This window comes from Irregularibacter muris (genome assembly GCF_024622505.1).
In the GTDB taxonomy this organism is placed as follows: domain Bacteria; phylum Bacillota; class Clostridia; order Eubacteriales; family Garciellaceae; genus Irregularibacter; species Irregularibacter muris.
Genome location: NZ_JANKAS010000013.1, coordinates 1 through 26126 on the forward strand (window position 1 = coordinate 1; position 26126 = coordinate 26126).

Sequence of the window (26126 nt, forward strand, 5' to 3'; positions counted from 1 at the left end):
AGAATTAAAGAGAAACTTGGATGGCTAAGTCCAGTGCAATACAGACTTAGTCTTCAGGCTGCATAAAAATAGCGAGGCAGCCGAAACTGTCTCGCTAATAAAGTCTAACTTTAAGGGGTCACCTCAACTTCTCGGAAAAGTGCTTTTTCTCCTATCTTAACTGCATCCCGTAGTGGTGCCACATTCTTTACATACCTTGCAGGTGCCATTTCTTACTAACTGGCTACTTCCACAAGTGCTGCAGGTCTCTCCATATATTCTTTCTCCCTCTATATCTTTAGGGTCAGGTTGAGAATTGTCGGTGGTAGCTACCACTTCGCTGACATTATTTTTGTTAATGTAATGAAAGGTGTCCGGCTTTACTTGGCATCGGGTAAAATCCCCCAATTCTATGTCTATGATGCGACTTACTAAGTCGGAAATTGAAGATGCAAATTTGATATAGGGATGTCTTCCTACAAATCCTGAGGGCTCATATTGTTGTCCTCGGAGTAGTCTTGATATCTCCTTTGGCGGAATGTTATATTGGAGCATATTGGAGATGGATTTAGATAGGGAGGCCAGTAAGCCTTTTACTACTGTTCCCTCTTTATCGGTGGAAACGAAGATCTCTGCAATATCTCCACTCTCATAAAAACCAACGGTGACGTAAAGCTCTATATCTCCAATTTTTGCTGCATGGGTTCTTCCTGCCCTCATGCCTCCTGGCTTTCTTCTATTGGGTACATCCTTATTACAGTTTTTAGCATAATCTAGTAATTCCTTATAGTTCATATCTTCTAAGGTTTCTTCCCGGTCTATTTTCAAACCTGATGATAAGGGTTGACTAGCCTTACAACCATCCCTGTATAGGGCGATTGCCTTAATCCCCTTTTGCCAAGCCAGCAAATGAATTCTTTCAATATCCTTTATGGTAGCATGATGGGGTAGATTTACCGTCTTGGAAATAGAACCACAAATTAAAGGTGTAGTCGCTGCTACCATCATCACGTGACCCTCTGGGGAAATGGTGTTAGCAGTATCAAATATAGGGTAATGCTCTGATTTTAAATAGGGTGCACCCTCTATGCTATGATTCATCAGCATACCCTGTTCGTCTTTTTCCATCATAAAATCCACAATTTCTTTGATTTCCTCTGGGGTATAGCCTAGGTTCTTTAGAGCTACTCCCAATATGGGATTGACAATTTCCATAGAACCTCCCCCTACAAGCTGCTTATACACCACATGGCTATAAAAAGGTTCAATAGAAGTAGCTCCGCAGTCCATAGCAAAGGAAATAGTCCCTGTTGGAGCAATAACACTAACCTGGGCATTTCGATATCCATATTCCTCTCCTGCTTCTAAAGCCTTGCTCCATACCTTTACTAAGGAATTTTTCAGGTTACAAAGATTCTCTTTTTCCAAGACTTCATGATTAACTTCTATAGGTTGATAGGATAATTCTTCATAGGGACTATCTAGAGCTCCTGCCACCCTTGCATGGTTTCTGATTACTCTAAGCATATGTTCTTTATTATACTCATATTTAGAAAACGCCCCTACTTTTTCTGCCATTAAGGAAGAAACATAGTAGGAATATCCTGTTAAAATACCTGCCAATGCAGCGTTTAAGTTTCTACTTTCCTCAGAATCATAGGGATAACCCATAGCAAGGAAAAGAGAGGCGGTATTGGCTAACCCACCACCAGTAGTCCTAAACATATAGCTCTTTCTCGCAATATCCTCTGTAGGAAAATGTCCCCAGTGAATAGAGGCCTCTAGAGCCATTTGCATAAGGCCGATTAAATGAATATAGGAATCTACATCAAAGATATTTTCTTCTTCATTATAAAAGCGATAAACGTTAATGGAGGCTAAGTTACAAGCTGTATCATCCAAAAATGCATATTCTGAACAAGGGTTTGTAGCATTAATGCGATTGTGCTTTGCCCATAATTCCCCGTCTTCTCCGGCTGGACAAGTATGCCATTGATTAAAAATATCATCAAATTGAAGACCTGGATCAGCGCAATCCCAAGAGGACTGGTTAATTAATCTCCATAAATGTTTGACTTGTAAGTTTTTATTAATTTTGTCATCAATTCTACCCTTTAATTCTATTTCAGCTTGGGGGTCTTTTTCTAAATTGGCAACTTTTTGCATAAAGTCCCCATTCACTCTAACGGAATTATTGCTATTTTGACCTCCAACGGTGTAATAGGCCTCTCCATCCATGGAGGTATCATAGCCCATTTTCCCTAAATCCCTGACTTTTTGCTCTTCTTTAGATTTCCAGGTGATAAACTCCTCTATTTCAGGGTGATCGATATCGGCAATAACCATTTTGGCTGCCCTACGGGTAGTTCCCCCTGATTTTATGGCACCAGCATTTTTATCTAGCCCCTGTAAAAAACTCATCATCCCAGAGGAAACTCCACCACTGGATAGTTTTTCATTTTTTCCCCTAAGGTTGGAGAAGTTTGTACCCACCCCTGATCCACCCTTAAAAAGTTTTGTTTCGGTAACATATTGCTCAGATATAGAATGGTCACCCATTAGTTGATCCGCTATAGACACAATAAAACAAGCAGAGGCTTGAGTTCTTGTATATCTATCCTGACTTTCTACTACCTTCCCTTGCTCCTCATCATAGTAAAAATGCCCATCAGAAGTACCAACTATATCGTAGTTTCTTTTTAGTCCTGTATTAAACCATTGGGGAGAGTTTGGGGCCCACATTTGGCTTAAGAATGCATAGGCAAGTTCATCGTAAAAAATTTGCCATTGTTCCTGGCTTTCAATCAATCCCTCGTCCTTTAGAGCATCTGTCCAAAAGCCCACTAATCTATCAGTCACTTCCCTCATACTTCTTTCATAACCAAATTCATTGGGGATGCCGGCCTTTCTAAAATATTTGCTGGCAATAATGTTACAGGCATTTTGACTATAATTTACTGGAAATTCTAGATCCTTCATGTCTACAATTGTTTTACCTGTCTTCCAATTTTTCATAAAAACGTCCACTGTTTTCCACTGAAAAAGGTCATAAACTGTTTTTCCGGTCTGATCACCTAATTCCTTTGTAAAATGTCTCGTGAATAAATCCCTAAGAGTTTTCACCCCTATTCCTCCCTTGTGTATAAATTCCTTTAAAGGTATATGTTTATTTATACTCTATATAATAAAGTACAAACATAATTAATACTAAATATATGTATATTGCTTTAAGATTATACCATATATGGTATGTTTTGAAAACCAAAAAGAAAACCCACAGAAAGAAATGGGTTTTCCACTACATCATTTCTTGTGACTTTTTTCTATAAGCTTACCTCCATATTATATCAAAGAATCTCCATGATGCCATAAAGAAAATCTGTCCTTGAGGATGAATTTTCTACTCTTTTGTAGAATAGTATTCTTTTTCTTTTACATACTTGATTTTTCTACTAATTGTAGTAAAATTATTTCAAAGTTTATTGAGTGTAGAGATAATTGGAAAGTTTAAAGCGTCTACTCCGAAAGCAGTCTCTTGGTATTTTTTATTAAGTTATGACGTTATTTCTCTATATAACATTATTAGAATTGAGAGGAGAATAAAAATGGCAGGACAAGGTTTAGCAATTAAGTGGATATTATTCCCAGAGGATTTATCCCAGGCTTATGAGGTAAGAAGAAAGGTTTTTGTAGAGGAACAAAACTGTCCTCCTGAGGATGAGTTTGATGTAATTGATAAAATTTCAGAACATGCTGTCTTGATGGACTCAGATGATAATGCTCTAGCTACAGCTAGGATATTTGAAAGATCTCCTGAACAAGCTTCCCTAGGTCGACTGGCTGTCTTGAAGGAACATAGGGGAAAGGGCTATGGTTTTACTATAGTGGATCACTGTCTGCAAAGATTGAAGAAGCAAGGCTATCCCGATGTACTTATTCATGCCCAAACCCATGCTATTCCCTTTTATGAAAATTTAGGTTTTGAGGTAATAGGCGATGAGTTTATGGAAGACAATATTCCCCATGTGGAAATGCTTCATAAGTTTGATGATCATTCGGCAATCTTTTTTGAAAATACTCAGATTTAACCCTATAAGTCTAAAACAAAGTGCAAAAAGACCGAGACAGTCTTAACTATCTCGGTCTTTTTCACTTCAACCTAATTTTACTTCTACTTTATAGACTTTTTGATCATTTTTTAATTCAATATATTCTTCTTTTATAATATTTCCATCTATTTTTATTTCCTTGATACCGGTATTTACACCTTGGGGGTTATATACTTTTATCTCATACAAGGTATCTTGATATCTATATTGCATATCATATTCTTTCCAATCCTTTGGTATACAGGGATTGATTAGCAGTTTATCTCCTTGAATATCTAATCCTAGGATGTATTTTAATCCTACGGTATACATCCAGCCTGCAGCTCCTGTATACCAAGTCCATCCTCCTCGACCTACATGGGGAGAAATAGCATAGACGTCTGCTGCCATGACATAAGGTTCTACCTTGTAGGTGGCACACTCTATTGGAGTTCGGCTATGATTTATGGGATTAATCAAGTGAAAATATTCCCAAGCCTTGTCTCCTTCTCCCATCATGGCCATGGCATTGATTACCCAGGTGGCTCCATGGGTATATTGTCCACCATTTTCCCTTACTCCAGGCACATAGCCCTTGATATACCCTGGGTGTAAATCTCCCTCATCAAAAGGTGGAGTAAAAAGTAAGATCAAGCCCTCTTCTCTTTTAACTAAATAGTGTTCTACGGCTTCCATAGCTTGTTTTCTTCTTTCCTCTTGCCCTCCACCAGATATGACTGACCAGGATTGGGCTAGAGAGTCAATCATACATTCTTTATTTTCTATAGATCCTAAAGGTGTTCCGTCATCAAAGTAAGCTCTTCTATACCAATTGCCATCCCAGGCATTTTTCTCCATATTATCGAGCATCCACTCTGCTGTCTTTTGATAGTGCTCTGCTCTCTCTTTATCTTCTTTATATTGGGCAACTTTGATAAATTTGTTGAGAATGAGATATAAAAACCAACCCATCCAGACACTTTCACCCTTGCCCTTATTCCCTACAGTGCTCATTCCATCATTCCAGTCTCCTGAGCCCATAAGGGGTATACCATGGTCTCCAAATTTCATAGCATGGTCAATCGCCCTAATGCAATGCTCATATACAGTGCCCATTTCCTCTGATATCTTAGGAACTCCATAGCGTTCATCTTGCCCTTCTTCCAGGGGGGCATCTTCTAAAAAGGCTACTTTCTCCTCTAAAATGCTTGTATCTTGGGTTTTATCCAGATACTCTGCCACGGCTAAGGGCAACCATAGTAAATCATCGGAGAAACGGGTACGAATTCCTTTATCTCCCGGTCCAGGATGCCACCAATGCTGTACATCGCCCTCTTTGAATTGATGAGCACTATTAATAAGAATTTGTTCCCGAGTAGCCTGGGGGAATACAGGTAATAGGTTCATGGTATCTTGCATTTGATCCCTGTAGCCATAAGCACCTCCCGATTGGTAAAAGGCTGATCGTGCCCACAATCGGCAGGCAATGGACTGATACAATAGCCATCCATTTAAAAGATAGTTCATGGATGCATCAGGCGTATTCACTTGAATTTTACTCAATAGATTTTTCCAATAATTTTTTACTCCTTGCAACTCTTGATTGCTGTGGTGGATGTCCTTGTATTGTCCAATTAATTCCCTTACCTTGTGGGTATCATTGCCATAGGCTAGGAGGAAGGAAATATCTTTTTCCTCTTGGGGCTGTAAGCTTACTTCTATTTGAATGGCTCCACAGGGAATAAATCCAGCACCTACATTATTGGACAATTTTTCCTGGCTCATCGCTATGGGACCACTTAAATCCCCTTGATGGCCTAGAAAATCCTTTCTACTTCCTGTATAGGATGTAATGGTTTCTGATGAGGCTAAGGCTATCCTACCATTGGGAAACTCAGATTGATAGGTATTTCGAATAAAAAGACTACCTGTTTCCTCATCTTTTGAAGTTACAATAAAAGGCTGGGTGTCCTCTGCTGCTACCCCCATAACAGGATGAACATAATAAGTCAGCACAAGAGTTCTTAATTGATCACTATGATTTTTTAGTCTTAACATACTTAGCTTTGTGGCATCTTCCAAGGGTACAAACATAGTTAGTTTATGGTCAATCCCATGATTATCATAATGAAATTCCGTATAACCCCATCCATGGCGTATGGTATATTTCTCCTTCCCCCGAATGGGCAATGGGGTGGGTGTCCAAAAATCCCCATTGTCTTCATCCCGAATGTAAATAACTTCCCCAGGAGGATCTGTGATAGGATCATTTGACCAGGGAGTTAATTTGTTTTCTCTACTGTTTTCAGCCCATATAAAGCCTGAACCATTTTCTGATATTTGAAAACCAAAATCTGGATTAGAGATGACATTAATCCAGGGGGCAGGGGTTTGATTGTCTTTGTCTAACTCTATGACATATTCACTACCATCCCTGATAAACCCACCGTAGCCATTGTAGAAAAACAGTTCTTCTTGGCTTTTTTCCAATCTAGGATATTCCACTTTTGTTCCCCTAAAGATTTTTTTAGGAGACACACGAATATTTGCGTCTTCTTTTAACTGCTTTTCAACGCTCCCTTTCTCCCCCTGTAAGACAAATTTGGCCACACTATATAAAAGTGTCTGATCTTCCTGAGGAAGGACAGCTGCATTTAGTACAAAAATTCCACCCGATTGATTGAATTTATCCTGTCTATATAAGTGACTTATTTTTTCCCTTATGGCTTCTTCCATAGGCTGAAAATAGCTGCTTTCATCTTGATTTAAAATAACCAAATCTACCTTTAGCCCCTTGGATTCCCAATACTGATGGGCCTTTACCATATCTTCTACTAAGTCTATTTCATGAATCTTTTTTATACAGACTAGGACAATAGGTAAATCTCCTGAAATGCCATAGGCCCACAAGCTGGACTGTCCTCTATTGTTATTCTCCATAATCTTACTATATTTTTTTCGTGTGGGACTGATAAATAGAATATGGGCAATCATATCTTGATACATCTCCATATCCTTTTCTCTTATGTTTAGGTTAGTCAGTTCAATCTGGCTCCTTATTCTAGCCATTTCAAATGTATTTTCTAAGGATAATATATCCCCATATTTTTCTCCTAAGGAATAGGCCTGCTCCTTATTCTCAGCAAACCCCTTAACAAAAAACAATTCTACTCCATCTTCAGGGGCTATTTTGATTCTCTTTCTCAGACTAATAATCGGGTCTAGTACGGCGCCAGATGTATTTTCCAGAGGTCTTATCAATGCCTCTGCCTGAGGTATTTTTTTTCCCCTTCCAATAAATTTATATCTAGAGGTTTCATAGCTTATTTTCCCCCTGTCTTTTTCCTCTCCTATGATGGTGTGAAAGGACCATTTGGTATTGTCCTTTTCCTCTCTGGGACGTCTAGAGGCTAGTATTCCATCTAAGTTTTCCATTTTTTCAGTCCGTACAAAGAGATTGCTAAAAGCAGGATGGGCCAAATCTGCAGATTTTGGGGCTAGAACAATTTCTGCATAATTTGTTATTTCTAAATCCACTTCTACGTCTTGGTGATTAGTTATATTTACCTTCCGGATTTCTACAGGATCCTCTGGGGATACGACAATCTCTGTATGGGTTTCAATGCCCCCTTGGGTTTGAATGAACTTTGCCTTATCTTCGGAAAATTCTACTTGATAATGTTGGGGGTTTTTTCCCAGAGGCCTATAGGTTGTACTCCATAACTCATTGTTTTCCACATTGCGAAGAAAGATAAAATCACCATAGTTTCCTCCTAGAGCCTCTTCTCTCCATCTGGTAAGATATATCTCTTCTACTTTACTGTAACCCGTACCTTGATTGGTTAGCATTACTTGATATCTACCATTGGAAAGAAGATGACAGTGGGGCAGCTTTTCCTTGGATATAGTAAAGCTTCTTTTTCCCTCTGATGCTGTGGATGTTTTGATTTCCTGTTCTAGATCTTCTAGAGTATCCTTGTATTCTTTGGCCATAATTACCCTTAAGGGTATTTTTTCCTGTAGTAAGCTTTCCCCAGCTTTGACCATGGGGTTATGATGAAATCTTTTTACCATGATATTGTCATGGAGCACATTATTCAATACTACAAAGCTCATACCTTGATGGTGGGCCATAAAACTTTCAATAACGGCTTTATTTTCTCCCTTGGATAGGCGTTTTGGCGTATAGTCCACAGCTTCATATAAACCATAGGTACCTTCCAGCCCTCCTCCTATTAATTCATAGATATTGTTCATGGCTTTATCAGGGGTATAAGGTAGAGCCAAAAAGCTAGAGTAGGGAGATATGACTAAATCTGATTTCAGCCCCCTTTTCAGACCCAATTCTGGCACGCCAAAGGCTTTATACTGATAATTTTGGGATAAATCAAAGGCATAGTATCCGGATTCTGAAGTCCCCCAGGGTACTCCTCTTTCCTTGCCATATTTTACTTGGGCTTTTATTGCTGTACCATAGGTTTCTGATAATAGGGTATTGTCATAATATTTCATAATCAAGGGTGGCATAAAATATTCAAACATAGTGCCTGTCCAAGATACTAAGGATCTATAACCATTAATCTTAGTTAATGCCCTACCTAGTCTATACCAATGCTTTTTGGGTGCCCTTCCCTGCACAACGGCAAGATAGCTTGTGACCCTAGCTTCAGAGGCCAATAGATCATAATAAGAATCAGTAAGTTTTTGTTCCTCTCCATTGTACCCAATGGAAAATAATTGCCTTTTTTCATCGTATAAATAGCTAAAGTCAGTTTCCTGTATGATAATATCTAATTCTTTTATATTGTCTTTTATCCTTTCTATTCCTTTTACTACATTTTCAAGAGAAGAAGTTACATCCTCTATCACTACTTCTATATTGGCTTTATGTTCTTCTGCCACTTGTGTAGAGATTTTTATTAAATGCTCCAATAAAGTTTTATAGACTTTTTCTAAGTCTACTAAACTATTGTTCTTTTTTATTTCTTCAATTAAGGGGTTCACATTGTGATCTATCCCCTTTAAGGATTGTTCTGTTAAAATTGACCAAGGGAAAATCTCTTGTATTGTCTTCTTATGCATTTCTACACTTTGCTGAAGTTTTTCTTGCCAGTAACTATCTTGCCCTTGTAAGTTCTCTATTTTCTCTAATAGATTTTTCCAATGATCTATATCTATCTTTTCCCCTTGGATAACATGATTTAGTTCTTGTATCATTTTAGTTTCTGAGGGCTTACTTAATAATACTTCCTGTTTCATCCCCTTAACGAAAGACATATCCACAATATTTTTTTCCAAATATTCCTGCAAGCCTATTTTTAATGTCATGAGATAAGAAATAAAGTTTCCACTATCCACCGTAGATACATACCGAGGGGGAAGTACTTTCAAGGTTTTGGTATCATACCAATTGTATAAATGTCCCTTCCAGCACTCTAGTTTTTTTATGGTAGAAAGAGTTTGATGGATCTTCTCTGCCATTTCTGCCGTAGAAATAAATCCAAAATCCCTGGCCGTCATAATAGCCATGAGTAAAAAACCTATGTTGGTAGGAGATGTTCTAGGAGCAACACCTTTGGGAGGATTTATTTGTACATTATCAGGGGGCAAGAAATTATTGTCTATCTGGGCGAAGTCCTGATAATAGGCCCATGTCTTTCTGGCCAATCTCATTAGGGTTTGGTAATCTTCCTGGCGAAGCTCCTCTTTTTCATGTTGTGAGCTCATACTAACCCGATGGGCAATCCAGGGAGATAAAAACCATGGAATACTCAATACAAGAGCAACCAGTAGATGCTCAGAGGTCCACCAAAAGGTGAGTAAGATAAAGGCTATCCCTATAAAATATGCAGCCTTCATTCTTTTCATATAACTGTGAAAGTCATTGGCCAAATTTCTTTCGGCATCTGCTGCAGTTGTCCACTCTAGCATGTTTATCTTCGAGATATTTATCCTATATAGGGTACGAATAATGGCATCCATCATATAAAAGGCATCATAGGGTAAAAAAGTATACCTCAATAGACCTTGGTATAAAGAAGATTTTAAACCATGGATCATATTTCCATTTAGTTTTTCCCGAGGGGCTTTATGATATTTTAATATTAGATAGTCTATTAACCCCATAATCACAGGAAAAAACACCATGAGTATGCCCAGTATCAACCACAGAAGGATATTTCCTGGGAAAACAGCCACTGAAAGCAGGATAAAAAGTAAAGTAGTGGTGGACACTAAACTTCGCCTAAGATTATCTAGTATTTTCCACCTAGAGAGCCTATTGATGGGATTATTTATTTTCTCTTCCTTACCATTATATATCCTATGGGAAAGCCAAGGAATTAATTGCCAATCTCCCCTTACCCAACGATGCAGCCTCATCATATAGGAACTGTATTGGAAAGGATAGCTATCTATTAATTGAATATCTGTCGCTAATCCTGCTCTGATATAACTTCCCTCTAGTAAATCATGGCTCAAAATAGCATTAGAGGGCAACGCATCTCCTAGACATTTTTGAAACGTTTCTAAATGATAAATGCCTTTACCAGTAAAAATCCCCTGACCAAATAAATCCTGATACACATCAGAAACAGCTGTAGTATAAGGATCAATTCCCCCTTGTCCGGCAAATATTCTTGAAAAGGCGGTTTTGTTACTGCTTTCAATATCCACTGCAATTCTAGGTTGAATTAGTCCATAACCTTCTACTACTATCCCCTTTTCCGGATGAATAACAGGATGATTTAAAGGATGGGCCATGGCTCCTACTAACTTTCTGCCTTCTTCTATAGGTAACTTGGTATCCCCATCTAAGGTAATCACGTATTGGATAGTGGGCAATTGTTCTAAGCCTTGAGAGATGAAGGTGTAAGATGTGTCGTGGCTGCCTCTTAATAATTGGTTTAACTCTACTAAAGCCCCTCGCTTTCTTTCCCATCCCATCCAGCGCTTTTCTTTCTCATTATAAGTTCTTTTTCTGTGGAAAAAGAAAAATTTTTCTTCTTTATACTTTTTATTTAAGTGGTCTACTGCCTTCATGGCCTGGTCAATGATATCCTCATCCTGCTCTTGATGCTCTTTCTCAGCATCTTTAAAATCTCCTGCTACCGCAAAATAAAAGTTTTTTTCTCTATTGGCTAAATAATGGACTTCCAATTGTTCCATTACATCCTTTACTCCCTTTGTCCTAGTCAGCAAAGTTGGTATGACAACTAAAGTAGAATGACTCTCGGGCACCCCTTCTTTAAATTCTAGTTTTGGAATAAACCTAGGTTGAATATTTCTTGTAATGATCCAATTTTGTAAATGAATAACTATATCACTAAGAGGAATCAGGCTAAAAAGTCCCATAAAAAAACTAAGACTTAGGGCATTAATACTATTGGGGTATTCACCAAGATAGTGGGAATAAGTGTAAATCGCAATGAATGCCCCCAATAATAGGGTCAGCAAAATAACAGGAAAAGTATAAAAGGAAGAAGGCTTTCTTAGTCTTCCTTGATATTTTTTTCCTAACAGACTGTATAGTTGTTTCTTTCCTCTATCCAACAGATAATACCCTACGTGGGCTTCTTTGGTAAATTCCTCCCCTTTGTCTCCTTTTGCAGCGCATTCTAATACTTTTTTAGCTACTATTTTTTCTGATACTCTACACTCTTTAGCGATATCTTCTATTTGTTGACGATAATAATCCCTGGAATCAAAGTCCATGACAGAATATATATTTGCTGGATCCTGTCTTAAAATATCTTCTACTAAGGATAAGTTTTCAAATATTTCATTCCACTCCAAGGTAGATATTCTATGAAGACTGGTTATAGAATTGCCCATGGATACTTTTCTACTAGCCTGCTGCTGATAGGAACGTTCTGCTAATTCTTCTAAATCTCCATCCCATTGGCTTTGCTTTCTCTCCAATATATTTTGAAGCCCTTCTGTGCTTAGTTGATTTTTTCTAAGGGCTTTTACAAGGTATTCTGCAAAAGTGGGGTGAATTTCCTCCATGGAATTTAGGTGTTCCTCTATGGAGTGTAAGTACGCCTCTTCCCCTTGATGCTTTAGTTTATGAATGGCCCGCAATTGTTCCTGACTTTTTTCCATGTTTTTGCAGATATAATGAATATTTTCTATCATAGCCATGGTGATCATCTGGGGTAGGACCCAAAGCTCTGCAATAGAAAGTGCTTGCCTACTTTGATAGGATTTCAAAAAATGATAAATAAGCTGCTCATCAATTCTTCCATCGGTATGGGACACCAACTCTAGGGCAAGGGCGTATATTCTAGGTACTCCCTTTAAGGAACCGCTATTTAAGATGGCCAATTTGGCGCATTTATCCTTAGTAAGATTTTGTTCAATACTCTTCACCTGATTTTCAACGACATAAAAATTATCCAATAGCCATTCCGAAGCAGGAGATAGGGTTATGCCCTGTCTCCCATCCTGGTTTAGCTCTTTATATATTGCAAAAATCTCCCTATAGTTTTTTCTTAATCTTCCCCTTAGGCAGGTGGCTGATTTTTCCCTTGGAGATAAACTATGATTTTCTGCTACACGGATTCCATGTTGTTCCAATTGTTCCGAATTAAGTAGCACATCATTTATTTCAATAGGGGGATATTTTTCCCTTATACTTTTCTTAAATTTTATACTCATCATCATGAAGATGATGAGTATAAATAGAATCCATAGGAATATCATAAGCTTCATCCTTTCTATTTTTCCATCTACCTATTTTTCTCCATCAATAATCTTTTTCACTTTTTCTATGAAATCATTGGACAGTTCTTGGGCATATTCTTCGGAAAATCCTTGAGTGTAGATATTCACTAAGGGTTTTTCACTATCGGGCAAAACAATTGCCCATCCTTTATCTTCTTTGATTTTTACGCCTTCAAAGAGTTCTAAAACTTCTTCATCATATTGAGAAATGATCTTTCCGATCACTCTGCCCTTATCCTTCCAATTACAAGGAATGTGTTCTTCTTTGTAATAAAACTCTGGGATTTCTGTAATTAGCTCCCTTAGGCTTATATTTTCTTGTACCAGATAATCAATGATTTTTCCCATGGCCCAAAGGGCATCATAACGCAGTATATAGGGTAATAATTGTTCATTGTCTTCTTCTATAGTCAAAATTTCATTAAGAACCTCCGAAGGAGCGGATTTTGTCCTCACTACCTCAGCATGATATTTTTTTGCTATATCTTCTATGGCTTCGGGAAAGGTATGAGATGCCACTACTTTTTTACAGTTTCCTGTTTTTAATGCAATAAGGTCTGCTAATAATTGGTATCTTTCTTTTTGAATTTTTTCTCCTTCTTCGTCAAACAGAACTAGACTTTCCCCTTTTTTATCAATAAATATCCCTAAATCACCCTGGCCTTTTTTTATTTGACTTTCTATATGGGAGAAAATGGTTTGATGATTTTTTTCTTTTTCATCTACCTTTATTCTATATACATGGCAACCTAGGGTTTCTAATAATGTAGAACCTAAGGCTAAAATACTATTTTCAGGAGAAGAAACGATGACATTCATGTTTCTTTCCTTTACTTTATCTATGGAATTTAATAGTGAGATTCCCTGAGTAATGTAAGCAGTAGAAAAGTCTTTTTGATAAAGCACCCTAGACATTTGTTTATTATTCACCCTTTGAAAATCTCCCCTATTAAAGATGTTCTCAATATTTTTTTCAGTGTTTCTGTCCACATTGGCCCCTTTTTCATTCATTATCTCTATATGAAGTTTGCTGGATTGTAGTTCTTCCCCACTGATATATACTCCCCCAGGGCTCTTAAAGTATCGAATAGCATACCTTAACAAGGGTAGGGGACCTTCTCCCACATCGATAACACCTAAGCCCCCAGCTAAAATGCCTGATGTAATAGCTTGCTTGATGAGTTGGCTGCCTTTATTTTGGTCAGAGGCTAGGATGACTTTTCCCTTTTCCTTTAAGGTAGTGGCAAGGGCCGAACCTAACTGGGAGGCAAATTCTGGGGTCATATCCACGTTTAGTTCACCGGAAATACCTCTGTGTCCAAATAAAATCTTAGAAGCTTTAGTGCCCCATATAAGATGTTGATCCACTACAGTGTTTTCCTCTATGATTTTATGGGGCCATATCTTTATATTGGGATTGATGGTCGCACCGGGAAGGACTCTAACCTGGTTACCTACAACAGATTGTTCATATAGGTTACTTCTATCTCCTAGGGATGAACCCTGACAAATTATACTGCCCCTAAGCTCTACTTGGCTACCCATGGAGCAGTTTCCCCAGATAATAGAGTTTTTTATACTGGTGCCCTGCCCTACATGACAATTTTCTCCCATGACTACATTGGGTCCTATAGAACTTTCTTTTTCTATATAGCTGTTTTTCCCCATGCATACCGGAGGAATAAATTTAACGTTTTCTTTATATTCAACTCCCTCTCCTACCCATATCCCTTTTTCAATTTCTTTATATTGTTGATAGATTTTAGGTAGATTTACCAATCCCTGTAGCGTATCAAATTGAGATTGATTGTAGGTAGCTATATCCCCTATATCACACCAATAATCTTTTGCGACATAACCATACATGGGTAATCTATCCTGCAATATCTTTGGAAATAAATCTTTGCTAAAGTCAAACCTTTCCCCTTTTTTATAATAGTCCATAATTTCAGGCTCTAATATATAAATGCCAGTATTGATGGTATCACTAAACACCTCTCCCCAGCTTGGTTTTTCTAGGAATCGAATAATTCTATCTCTTTGATCTGTGATGATTACCCCATATTCCAAAGGAATAAATTCTTTTTTCAACACCAAAGTAGCCATAGATTTCTTTTCCTTGTGAAATTCTATCACCTTAGGGAGATTGATATCTGTCAAGGCATCTCCACTGATGACAATAAAAGTTTCATCTAAAAATTCTTGGGCATTTTTTACGCTCCCTCCGGTACCCAAGGGGGTGTCTTCTATATAGTATGTAAAATTCACTCCCCATTGAGAACCGTCACCAAAATAGTCCCTGATTACTTCCGGGAGATAGGCCATTGTGACAGCGATATCTTCTATTCCATTTTCTTTCAATAAATTTATAATATGTTCCATAATTGGTTTATTTAATATGGGCACCATGGGTTTAGGTAAACCACAGGTCAAAGGACGTAACCTTGTCCCTTCCCCACCAGCCATAATTACCGCTTTGATTGCAATCACTCCTAGCTAAAAGTTTTCTAGTTTATCATTTAAGTGTAGATTTATTATATGGATGTTGGGGTTATCTATACATTTTTCATAAAAATAAGCCTATTTTTATAGGCCTATTTCGATACAAAAATATTATTCTTTATGTAAAATCTCCATAGCTTATCCCTATATTCCTCAGCATAATCTATGTTTATCCTTTTAGAAGCTATGGTTTCAAAGGTTTCTTGATGGTCAAGGATATATAAGTCTTGTCCATAGACCAAATCTGTTCCCCTTAAATTTATATCAATATCTAAAGCTTGACACAGCTTGCCCGGTCCATTGGTTAGGTCTTGAATCTTTCTACTTTTTATGGGTCTATTTATTTTGATGATATCCAAACCTTCTATAGGCTCTATGCCCCTGATCAATACGCCCTGGGGAATCCCCTCCTCGGCTGCCACTACGTTTAAACAATAGTACATTCCATAAATAATATAGATATAAGCATGACCTGCCCTCCAAAACATTACTTCTGTTCTTTCCGTTCTACGATTATTATAAGTATGGGCTCCTTTATCCTCTGGTCCCATGTAGGCTTCTACTTCCACAATTTTTGATATAATTTTTTGTCCATTTATTTCCCGCACTAACAGCTTTCCTAATAAATCTTGGGCCAGGGTAATCGCATCTTTTTGATAGAAGGATAAATCAAGTCTCAAAAAAACCACTCCTTATTGTTTTATTTCCATTATACTTTTCCCTAAAGATCTTAATATAATATCCTTATAGTACATTGTTTCCTATTTTATTATTTTATAATAAAAACACCGGGAATTAAATTTGCTCAATTCCCGGTGTCTTTACCATAACCAGCCTATTCAAAGGCTTATACTTTAAATCTATCAATAATTTTTTGCAACCTTTGGGCTAATTCTGATAAATTCTCACTCGAACTAGCAACTTCCTCTACCGCCGCGGTTTGTTCTTCCATGGAAGCTGTGACTTCTTGGGTAGAGGCAGAATTTTCTTCTGCTATGGCAGATAGGCTTTGTAGGGTATCTAATATGTCATCTTTCATTTTTTCCATTTCTTCTACTAAAACATTTAACTGTACAACAGCTTTTTCAGAGCCCTTCATGGCTTCATCTATCTGCATATATTTACCTTTGCTACTTGTTACACTACTGGCTTGCTCGTGGGCAATTGTAGTCACTCTTTCTATGCTTCTTACTGCATTCTGAGCATTATTTTGTAATTCTTGTACCATTTCATCAATGGCTTTTGTGGAGGATGAAGATTGCTCTGCCAAATTCCTTATTTCTTCTGCTACAACAGCAAAACCCCTTCCTGCCTCTCCTGCTCTTGCAGCTTCAATGGCTGCATTTAAAGCAAGTAGATTGGTTTGAGCCGCAATAGAGGCAATAACCTCACTTGCCTGACCGATTTTATTGGAACTATCACTTGTCTTTAATATCACTTCATAGATTTCCTTTGTTGCTCTACTACTTTCCTCTGTTATTTTAGAAAGATTTTCAATCTCTTCCAATCCACCATTAACAACTTCTATTACATGACTTGAAGCATTATTTAAATCCCCTACATATTCTTGATCTTGATCAATATACTGTCCTAATAGATTCCCCTTTGTGGAACCTTCCTCTGTATTTCGCGCTTGATTTGATGCACTAACGGCTATTTCCTCTGCTGTTCTTGATACTTCCTCGGCAGCAGTGGCTGCTTGTTGGGATGTGGCTGTCAATTCCTCTGAAGTAGCTGCTACCTGTTCTGAAGAATCCTTAATTTCTTCAATAATCTCCCTAAGATTATTGGTCATCCCCTGTAGAGCCCTTGATAAATCACCGATTTCATCCTTCTGCTGCAAAAAAGTTTGGGGAAAATCTTCAGTAATATCCAAGCCAGCTATTTTCTTTGCATGGTGTACGGCTTGAATAATGGGTTTTGTCATTTTCGTTCCTAAAATAAATACAAGGATTATACTGAACACTAAGATAATACCTGCCACCCCAAAAATAGTCCTTTGGATGAGGGGAAGGGCCGATAATACTTCCTTTTTATCGGCATTAATAACAAATGTCCAATTGCTATCTTCTATGGGAGCATAACCCGTATACAAATCCCGCCCTTCAAAGGAGTAACTACTCACCCCTGTTTTTTCTGCTAATATTTTTTCAAATAATTGAGCTATGGATTTTAAGCTAGTATCATTTTTATATTCCTCAATGGGGGTAAACTGCTTCATGACCTTCTGTCTATCAAGATGGGCAACTACTGTTCCACTATTATTAATAACATAGCTATATCCGCTATCCCCATAGCCTATACCCTTCACTATTTCACTTAGGGAATATCCGTTGGCACGACCTACTAAGACTCCCACTACCTCCCCTTGATCTTCTATAGGCGTAGCATACATGATCACCAAATCATTTGTCACACGGCTAACTAATGTATCTGATATGACCGTTTCTCCTTGAAAGGCTTTTTGTACATATTCTCTATCTCCCAACTGAGCTACGGTGCCATTGGAATAATTGGCAGTGCCATCTGGAGTAACTACAGCTAGGGCAAAAAAGTTTGTTCCATCCAATTGCTTATGTAGTATAGACTTTTGTATTTCCCAATCCATTTCCTGGATATCTTTGTTTAGGGCAATCATTTTCAAGGCTTGTTTTTGCACTTCAATTTTGCTTTGGGTTAATTTTGCTGCCTCTGATGCCATTGTCCCAAGGGCTAATTCTGCTTCTTGGGTCAAGGTAGCACTAGAACTTTGTAAGGCAATCAATCCCAAGGCCATGGATGATAATAAAATAATGGCAGAAAAATAGATAATTAACTTTGTTCTAATACTTCCAATTTTTTTATTTTTTATTTTACTCTTTTTTAAATTTATTTTTTTAAAGTCTATTCTTTTTAAATTTATTTTTTTAAGTTTTATTTTTTTGAAATTTATTTTAATTTTCTTCATCTGTTTCCTCCATACAAGTTATGATTCTAAGATATTTTATGTATTTTTCTGAGATTGCCCTGTCCCATAAATATTAAGATTGTTTAACTAACCACCTTTCCTTAAATAATTTGCCAGATAAGGGTTTACTAAATAGATAACCTTGCACCTGATCACAATTTACTTTTTTCAAAAATTCTAGTTGACTTTTTTCCTCTACTCCTTCTGCTATTACATTAACCCCCAAAGTGTTTGCCATAGATATCATTGTCGCAACAATTGCTTTATTAGCAGTGTCCTTATGCAAGTCCATAATAAAATCTTTATCTATTTTTACTGTATCTAAATGGATTTTTTTAATATTGGAAATAGATGCATAACCCGTACCAAAATCATCCATGGATATTTTTACGCCTAATTTTTGCAATTCCCTTATCATCCGACTGGCATAGTCAATATTATGTATAATTGTACTTTCAGTAATTTCAAGCTCTAAGTAGCCTGGTGCTAATCCTGTTTCCTCTAAAACCCCCTCTACTTTTTCCACCAATTGAGCATGATTTAAATTTATAGCTGATATATTAATAGATATCGCCATAGGAGTATAGTTCTCCTTTTGCCATTGTTTATTTTGCATACAGGCATTTTTCAGTACCCATTGATCTATTTTTACGATTTGTCCTGTTTTTTCAGCTAAAGGTATAAATTGATTTGGATGAATTGTGCCTAGTTTGGGATGATTCCATCGAATTAATGCCTCCATCCCTACTAAACTCATGGTTTTTACATCAATTTTAGGTTGGTAATATAGTTCAAACTCTTCATTATGGATAGCCTTTGCTAAATCATTAATAAGGTCTAATTTATTTTTTATGAAGTTTTCCCCAGTGCTTTCAAAAAAACAATAATTGTTTTTCCCCAATTTCTTTGCTTGATACATTGCTAAATCTGCCTTTTTGATTAATGTCTCTGCCTCCTTACCATCTAAAGGATATCGACTAATCCCTATACTAGCGGTTGTATATATCCCAATGCCTTCTTCAAATACAAAGGGATCATCAAAGATTCTAAGTATTTTTTCAGCTAAGCACTCTATTACATTTCCACTTTTCTTTTCCTGAATCAGCAAAATGAATTCGTCTCCACCCATTCGAGCAATCATATCAATCCCTTCTAAGTGGGATTTTAATCGGTAGGCAACTTCCCTTATTAATTGATCCCCATGACTATGCCCTAGAGCATCATTAATATATCGAAATCCATCAAGGTCAAATAAAATTACTCCAAACACTTCATCCCTTTTGATCTGTTGCATGGTACGAGAAAGATACTTCATAAAAAAAGTACGATTTGGTAAATCCGTTAGGGCATCGTAATTAGCTAATTTTTTAATATAATTATGTACTGATGATGGTTCTCCATTGAATGGCTGAATATTTTTATTCCTTTCCTCTTCTCCATTGTTTTTACTATATAATTCTTTCTTCATTTAATCCCCCCCTTTTGGCGATGGAAAAAAGGCGCTATTCTAGAGCACCCTCCTGGCTATGGCAGGGGATATCCCCCTACAATTCCTTCTTATGAAATAAAAAACTTGAACTCTTACCAACAAGGCCAACTTTTCTATTTCATAAATAAGGCACTGGTTATACACCAGTGCCCGATTAACATTAAAAAAGGCAACCTGGCAATCATAGGATAGTCATCCTTTAGACCCATAGCTTTGCGACCTTACCTTTCGATAAGTGTGCCATTTACTTATTTTGATATTTTGTTTTGTCCCATAACCTATTAATAATTCTGCTTATTTCTACTTATTTCTACATTATTATTTAAAGTCCTTCTTTATTCTACATTTTTTGCTTATTCCCGCAGGAACAGCATTGGTTTTGACATAAACTCACCAATCCTACAAGAAAACAGCTATGACCATACTGATGCGATAGGAAAGTTAGATCTCTCAGTAGCAAGAGGAACTTCTCCATAACATAATGAAAGGGATGCCTAAGCATCCCTTAGTAATCAAATTAATGATTTTCTTTTAAATTTCATCTGTCCAAAACTTAGGATTAAAGAGCATAAGCATGGTAAAGAGTTCTAACCTTCCAAAAAGCATGAGGAAGGAAAAAAGCATTTTACTGGCATTGCCATATTCCCCAAAGTTACGGGTAGGGCCTACAAAATCAAAACCTGGTCCCACATTATTAAGTGTAGCAGCCACCGAACTTGAGGCACTGACTAGGCCAACTCCTTCTAAGGATACAACTATAGTTGCTAATACAAAAATAATGATATATAGAGCAAAAAAGCTTGTAATGCTAGCAAGAACATCTCCAGATAATACTCGATCGTTGACTTTCACATGAATAATTGCCCGGGGATGAAAGATTTTTGCCATTTCTCTTCTGATGAGTTTTAACAATACTAGAATCCTTATGTTCTTTATTCCCCCTGCGGTGGAACCGGCACACCCACCTACAAACATCAATAAAAATAATATGGCTTTACTAAAGGTGGGCCATTGATCAAAGTCAGCTGTACTATAACCGGTGGTAGTAATAATGGAGCCTACCTGAAATAGAGCATGTTCAAAGGCCTTTCCTAAGCTCCCGTAATTGCTTTTAGCAATGTTCAGGGTAATAAGAAGTACACTGGCTGAAACAATCACCAAGTATAGTTTTAGCTCTTCATTTTTAATGCCCTCCCTTAATCGTCCTTTGTACATCTGGTAATAAAGGGAAAAACTTATACCGGATAAAATCATAAATATGGAAATAATATAATTCACATAGGAACTATGATAGGCCCCTACACTAGCATTCTTGGTAGCAAATCCACCCGTCCCCACCGTACCGAAGGTATACACTAAGGAATCATAAAAACTCATACCCCCTATTTTTAAAAACACAATCTGTATGATGGTAACTATAAAATAAACGGTATAAAGTATTTTGGCTGTATCTTTTATACGAGGTACAATTCTATCGGCAGTAGGTCCCGGGCTTTCTGCCTTAAATATCTGAAAGCTTCCTACCCCAAAGGCAGGCAGTATGGCAACGGTAAAAACAAGTATGCCCATCCCCCCTATCCAATGGCTAAAGGACCTCCAAAATAATATCCCTTGGGGAAGGGCTTCTACATCACCGATCACAGTGGCTCCTGTAGTAGTAAAACCTGAAACCATTTCAAAAAAAGCATCAAACCAAGAAGGGACACTGCCTGAAAGTACAAGGGGAAGGGCACCGAAAAAAGAAACCAGAACCCATCCCACAGATACTATACTTAATGCCTCCCTGGATTTTATACGTTTAATCCTCGTAGGAGTTTTATACATGATCAAGCCTAGAATCCCTGTAATTAAAATAGATAGGATAAAGGCCTTGCTATCATTTTGTCCATAATACAGACTCACTAGTAAGGAGGGAATCATCCCTAAGGACTCAAAAATTAATAAACTTCCTAATACCCTTATTACGATTGGATAGTTCATCTATAAGTCCCCCCTTTTTTTCCTTAAAAAAGGGTTCTATGGCATGGGTTTCAGCAGTCAAATAGAAAATAACCAGCCTATCTTGAGGATGTATAACCGTTTTCCCATTGGGGATGGTCACCTTCCCACTGTGTTCAATGGCTCCGATAATTACACCCTTGGGAAGATCCAATTCTTCTATGGGTTTTCCAATAATGGAAAGCTTCTCTGAGGCAATAATTTCTGTCACTTCAGCCTGCTCTCCCAGTAATAGGGATACCGATATCACCCTTCCCCCTCGGATATATTTTAAAATATTACTTATAGAGATATTAATAGGATTTAGGGCTACATCTACCCCTAAGGTTTCTATAATACGGGAATAATTAGGCCTGCTTACCTTAGTAATTACTTGTTCTACACCCAATTGCTTCGCCATAATAGACATCAGAATGTTTTCCTCATCATATCCTGTAACAGCGATAAAAGCATCCATAGTTTTTAAGTCCTCTTCTTCTAAAAGGTTCATATCTGTGCCATCTCCATAGATCACTAGGGCCTTATCAAGTTTTTCAGATAGATATCGGCATCTTTCTTTATTTTGTTCTATAATTTTTACAATGATCCCAGATTTAGTTAGTTGACGGGCTAAATAAAAGCCTATCTTTCCTCCTCCTAAAATCATGGCTTTTTTTACATGCTTTTTATCCACTTTTTTATTTATATTGATATTGCATTTTTCTATAAATTGATTTATTTTACTTCTTGTACCTATGATGTACAACAAGTCATATTCTTCTATGGTGGTGCCTCCATGGGGGATGATCATCTCCCCATCCCGAGATATGGCAGTTATCAATAAACCCTCCATATCTTCTAAATCGGATAGTTTTTTTCCTATAAAACTGGGCACATGATTTACATAAAAATCAATCATATTTACTTTTCCTTTAGCAAAGGTATTGGAATAAAAGGTATACCTTTTTAGCAGATACCAAGTGATCTCATTGGCTATAGAGTATTCTGGATTGACAATATGGTCAATGCCCATTTCCTGCTTAATAAAGCTGATTTCATGAGCATACTCAGGGTTTCTAATTCTTGCAATGGTGTTTTTACATCCCATTTTTTTAGCTAGGGAACAAACGATAATGTTGGTTTCGTCGCTATTGGTCACTGCAGCAATTAAATCATATTGATGGACGTTTAATTCCTTCAAAACTTCTATTTGTACTCCACTGGCATTGATGGTTAAAACATCCAACTGATTATCGATACGTTCTATAACCCTTGGATCAGTATCCATTATGGTTACTTCGATATCATTAGTAAGCATAGTTTCAGCAAGTCTATATCCTAATTTACCTGCTCCCACTATAATTGCTCTCATAGGTAGTCCCTTCTTTCTCTATCATTGATCAATGTTAAACATAAGATATATTTTAACATAATATTTGTCTTTGGCCATAATTATTTTTAGAATATTAACCTATTTTATTATCCTCGTCACCCTATACCTTGATTATACATGATATAATCCGTTTGTCTATGGATGTTCTCCCCAATATTTTACCAGGTCAAATCCTTTATTTCTGTCTATCCTTGACACTTCTGGGAGGATAAGAATATAATGGTATTAGAAAACAAATACTATTAGTTAGGTGAGGCTCCTGTAAAGATATATGCTGCTACCCAGAAAAATCGAGAGATTCCAATGGGTTAACAGGAACAATCGATAAGGTTGTTTTTAATGCAGCTGACCTAAGGTCAAAGCTTTTCAGTGCTAAAGCTCAACGTAATTAGAAATATCTTTATTTCTCTGCTGTTGAGTAGAGATTTTTTTATTTGTTTTATCTTTTATTGGCGAAAGGATGTGATAATTATGGAGGCTGGTCCTGTCCCCCGGGAAAACCATGAACATTATCTATATTTTTCAAGGGTCATAATTATCGCTTGTCATAAATGGCCCTTATAAGGAGGTCCGAATATGCAAACAAAAATTTTACAACTCATTCATGAAAAGAAATGGCAAGAAGTGCAGGAAGAAATTAAAGACTTAAATGCCGTAAATATCGCTGAGTCTTTTGAAGACCTAGATAATAATGATGTACTCATTCTTTTTAGAATATTACCTAAGGATTTAGCTGCGGATGTTTTTTCCCATCTTTCTAGGGAAGACCAAATGGTTATTGTGCAGTCCTTTGCAAATAAGGAAATAGAACATATATTAGAGGAATTACGTTTTGATGATATGATCGATTTTCTAGAGGAAGTGCCTGCAAATCTAGTAAAGAGAATTCTTAAAAATACTACTGAAGAAAAAAGAGAATTAATTAATCAGTTTTTAAAGTATCCTGAAAACTCTGCTGGTAGTCTTATGACTATTGAATATGTAGAATTTAAGAAGAACTTAACAGTAAGAGCAGCCTTAAATAATATTAAAAAAACAGGGATGAATAAAGAAACGGTATATACTTGCTACGTTACCAATCCTAAAAGAAAGTTAGAAGGAATTGTGCCCTTACGTAAATTAGTAACCAGTGAATTAGATACCACCATTGAAGAGATCATGTATACCGATGTCATTCACGTCCATACCCATGATGATCAAGAAGAAGTAGCCCATGTTTTTAAAAAATATGATTTCATTGCTCTACCCGTAGTGGACAAAGAAAATCGTTTGGTCGGGATTATTACCATCGATGATATTATCGATGTTATTGAGCAAGAAAGTACAGAAGACTTTCAAATTATGGCCGGTATGCAGCCCTCTGAAGATGAATATTTGAAAACCAGTGTTTTCACCCTGTCTAGACATAGAATTACTTGGCTGTTAATCTTGATGATCTCCGCTACCTTTACAGGAAGAATTATTCAGCACTATGAAGATGTGTTGCAGTCTGTGGTTATTTTGACATCCTTTATTCCTATGCTTATGGATACAGGAGGAAATGCTGGCTCCCAATCCTCTACTTTGGTCATCCGTGGGATGGCTCTAGGGGAAATTGATAGCAATGATTATTGGAAAGTATTTTCAAAGGAATTACAAGTAAGTATCTTGGTAGGATTGATGCTAGCTGGTATTAACTTTCTGCGAATATTTTATTTGCAAAAAGTAGGATTGAATATCTCCTTAGTGGTCTCTGGAGCATTATTCCTGACTGTAGTGTTAGCTAAGATTGTAGGGGGGATTTTGCCCCTAGGAGCAAAAAAGCTAAAACTTGACCCTGCTATTATGGCAAGTCCATTGATTACTACCATTGTAGATGCTTCTTCTCTTATGGTATATTTCCTATTGGCTACGAAATTTTTAGGGATATAATTGGCTACCTAGAAGGTAGAAATGACAATGAAATTATTGTGATTTCTGCCTTCTATTTTTGATGAAGGAAATAATCCATACTATTAGAGGAATAATCACTTGGAAGGGGAATGAATAATAGGGATAAACTTCTCTTGCCACTCTAAACATTTCAGACAAGCTTTCATATAACCATGCAGATACCCCTACAACCACTGCGCAAATGGGTAGGATAAAGGCCTTATGATTCTCCAGATGAAATATTTGTGCAATGCCCAAACTTATGGAATGAATATAGACATCCAAAAAGAAACTTCCTCCGATAATCATATTGGCAGCTGCTAAGGGTTCTAATATAAGAGCGGGTATCAAAGAAGAGGAAAAATTAGGGGGAAAGGCCACAAGGTTTAATAGGCTAGGTCCTATGACCAGCAAATCCCTAACCGTTATAATGAATAATATTAATCCACTAATTAGAACGGATATATAAGTGGCTTTGGCTAAATGGTTTTTTTCATTAAGATATGGGAAAATCATCAGTAGGATAACTAATTCTCCAAAGGGGAAGGTGGCTATCCCCCATCCCACCTTGAACACTGGTTTTATCCCATTTTTTAATAGAGGAAAAAAAAATCTTACATCTACTTCTTTAAGTATAACTAAAGTCAATAAAAATACAGATATGATCAGCACTGGTATAAATATTTCTGCCATTCTTCCCATCACTTCAAAGCCCTTGCGAGTGATATAAGCAACAGATAGTATAAGGGCTATGGCAAGAATAGGCTGGGGGGTTTTCACATAAGTAATATTGCCCATATACTCAGTAAAGCTCCTCAAGACTAAGGATGCAATATGAATAAAATACCACATATAGAGTAGGGAAAGGAATGTTCCAATCCAATTTCCAAAACTCTCCCTTAATATTTCCACTAAGGTTTTTCCTGGATGGAGTTTTGCGATAAGGATATAAAGAGTAATTATGCACAAACCTAATAGCAATCCTATAATAAAAGCTAACCATGCATCCTGCATAGCTGCTCTAGCGGGATTCATAATAGCGTAGTCACTAAATAAAAGTCCTATAATTAGCAAGACAAATTGTAAGGTTGATATTCTTACTTTTTGAGACATTTT

Annotated in this window: 11 protein-coding genes and 2 riboswitches; of the genes, 2 read left to right on the forward strand and 9 right to left on the reverse strand. The window is 37.0% G+C overall.

All coding sequences use genetic code 11. From position 1 onward, the window contains the following. Positions 1-156: 156 nt before the first annotated feature. Positions 157-3102 carry a vitamin B12-dependent ribonucleotide reductase gene (locus NSA47_RS12260; RefSeq protein WP_257532416.1) on the reverse strand — a complete coding sequence of 982 codons (2946 nt, stop codon included), beginning with the start codon at positions 3100-3102 and terminating at the stop codon, positions 157-159. 482 nt (positions 3103-3584) lie between these two features. Here NSA47_RS12260 and NSA47_RS12265 point away from each other — a divergent pair, with 482 nt between their 5' ends. After that, on the forward strand, positions 3585-4067 hold the full coding sequence (locus NSA47_RS12265; protein WP_257532417.1) for a GNAT family N-acetyltransferase: 483 nt from the start codon (positions 3585-3587) through the stop codon (positions 4065-4067). 66 nt (positions 4068-4133) lie between these two features. Here the strand turns inward: NSA47_RS12265 and NSA47_RS12270 are convergent, their stop codons facing one another. The 7 genes from NSA47_RS12270 to trkA form a co-directional block, all read right to left on the reverse strand. After that, entirely contained in the window at positions 4134-12779 is an 8646-nt protein-coding gene (locus NSA47_RS12270) for a glycoside hydrolase family 94 protein (protein WP_257532419.1), read from the reverse strand. 21 nt (positions 12780-12800) lie between these two features. Further along, positions 12801-15257 (reverse strand): sugar phosphate nucleotidyltransferase, encoded by a 2457-nt coding sequence (locus NSA47_RS12275; protein WP_257532421.1) that lies wholly within the window; start codon positions 15255-15257, stop codon positions 12801-12803. Positions 15258-15385: 128 nt separating this feature from the next. Then, positions 15386-15973 (reverse strand): DNA-3-methyladenine glycosylase, encoded by a 588-nt coding sequence (locus NSA47_RS12280; protein WP_257532424.1) that lies wholly within the window; start codon positions 15971-15973, stop codon positions 15386-15388. Positions 15974-16140: 167 nt separating this feature from the next. Next, positions 16141-18240, reverse strand: a complete 2100-nt coding sequence (locus NSA47_RS12285) for a methyl-accepting chemotaxis protein (RefSeq protein ID WP_373370327.1) — start codon at positions 18238-18240, stop codon at positions 16141-16143. Between the two features lie 73 nt (positions 18241-18313). Next, a complete protein-coding gene (locus NSA47_RS12290; protein WP_257532425.1) occupies positions 18314-19708 on the reverse strand; it encodes a putative bifunctional diguanylate cyclase/phosphodiesterase in 1395 nt (464 codons plus the stop codon). 186 nt (positions 19709-19894) lie between these two features. Beyond that, positions 19895-19981: riboswitch (cyclic di-GMP riboswitch) on the reverse strand. Between the two features lie 279 nt (positions 19982-20260). Continuing rightward, complete coding sequence (locus tag NSA47_RS12295; RefSeq protein ID WP_257532427.1) at positions 20261-21709, reverse strand: TrkH family potassium uptake protein; 1449 nt, start codon at positions 21707-21709, stop codon at positions 20261-20263. After that, on the reverse strand, positions 21660-23078 hold the full coding sequence (gene trkA, locus NSA47_RS12300) for a Trk system potassium transporter TrkA (RefSeq protein ID WP_257532429.1): 1419 nt from the start codon (positions 23076-23078) through the stop codon (positions 21660-21662). Before trkA ends, NSA47_RS12295 begins: the two co-directional genes overlap by 50 nt. A 256-nt stretch (positions 23079-23334) precedes the next feature. Continuing rightward, positions 23335-23497, forward strand: a riboswitch (M-box (ykoK) riboswitch). A gap of 178 nt (positions 23498-23675) precedes the next feature. Here trkA and mgtE point away from each other — a divergent pair. Next, the gene (gene mgtE, locus NSA47_RS12305) at positions 23676-25010 is read left to right on the forward strand and encodes a magnesium transporter (RefSeq protein WP_257532431.1); all 1335 of its coding nucleotides are present in this window, start codon (positions 23676-23678) and stop codon (positions 25008-25010) included. Between the two features lie 33 nt (positions 25011-25043). Here mgtE and NSA47_RS12310 read toward each other — a convergent pair whose 3' ends face one another. Continuing rightward, positions 25044-26123: a GerAB/ArcD/ProY family transporter gene (locus NSA47_RS12310; RefSeq protein WP_257532433.1), complete on the reverse strand. Its 1080-nt coding sequence runs from the start codon at positions 26121-26123 to the stop codon at positions 25044-25046. Positions 26124-26126 lie beyond the last annotated feature (3 nt).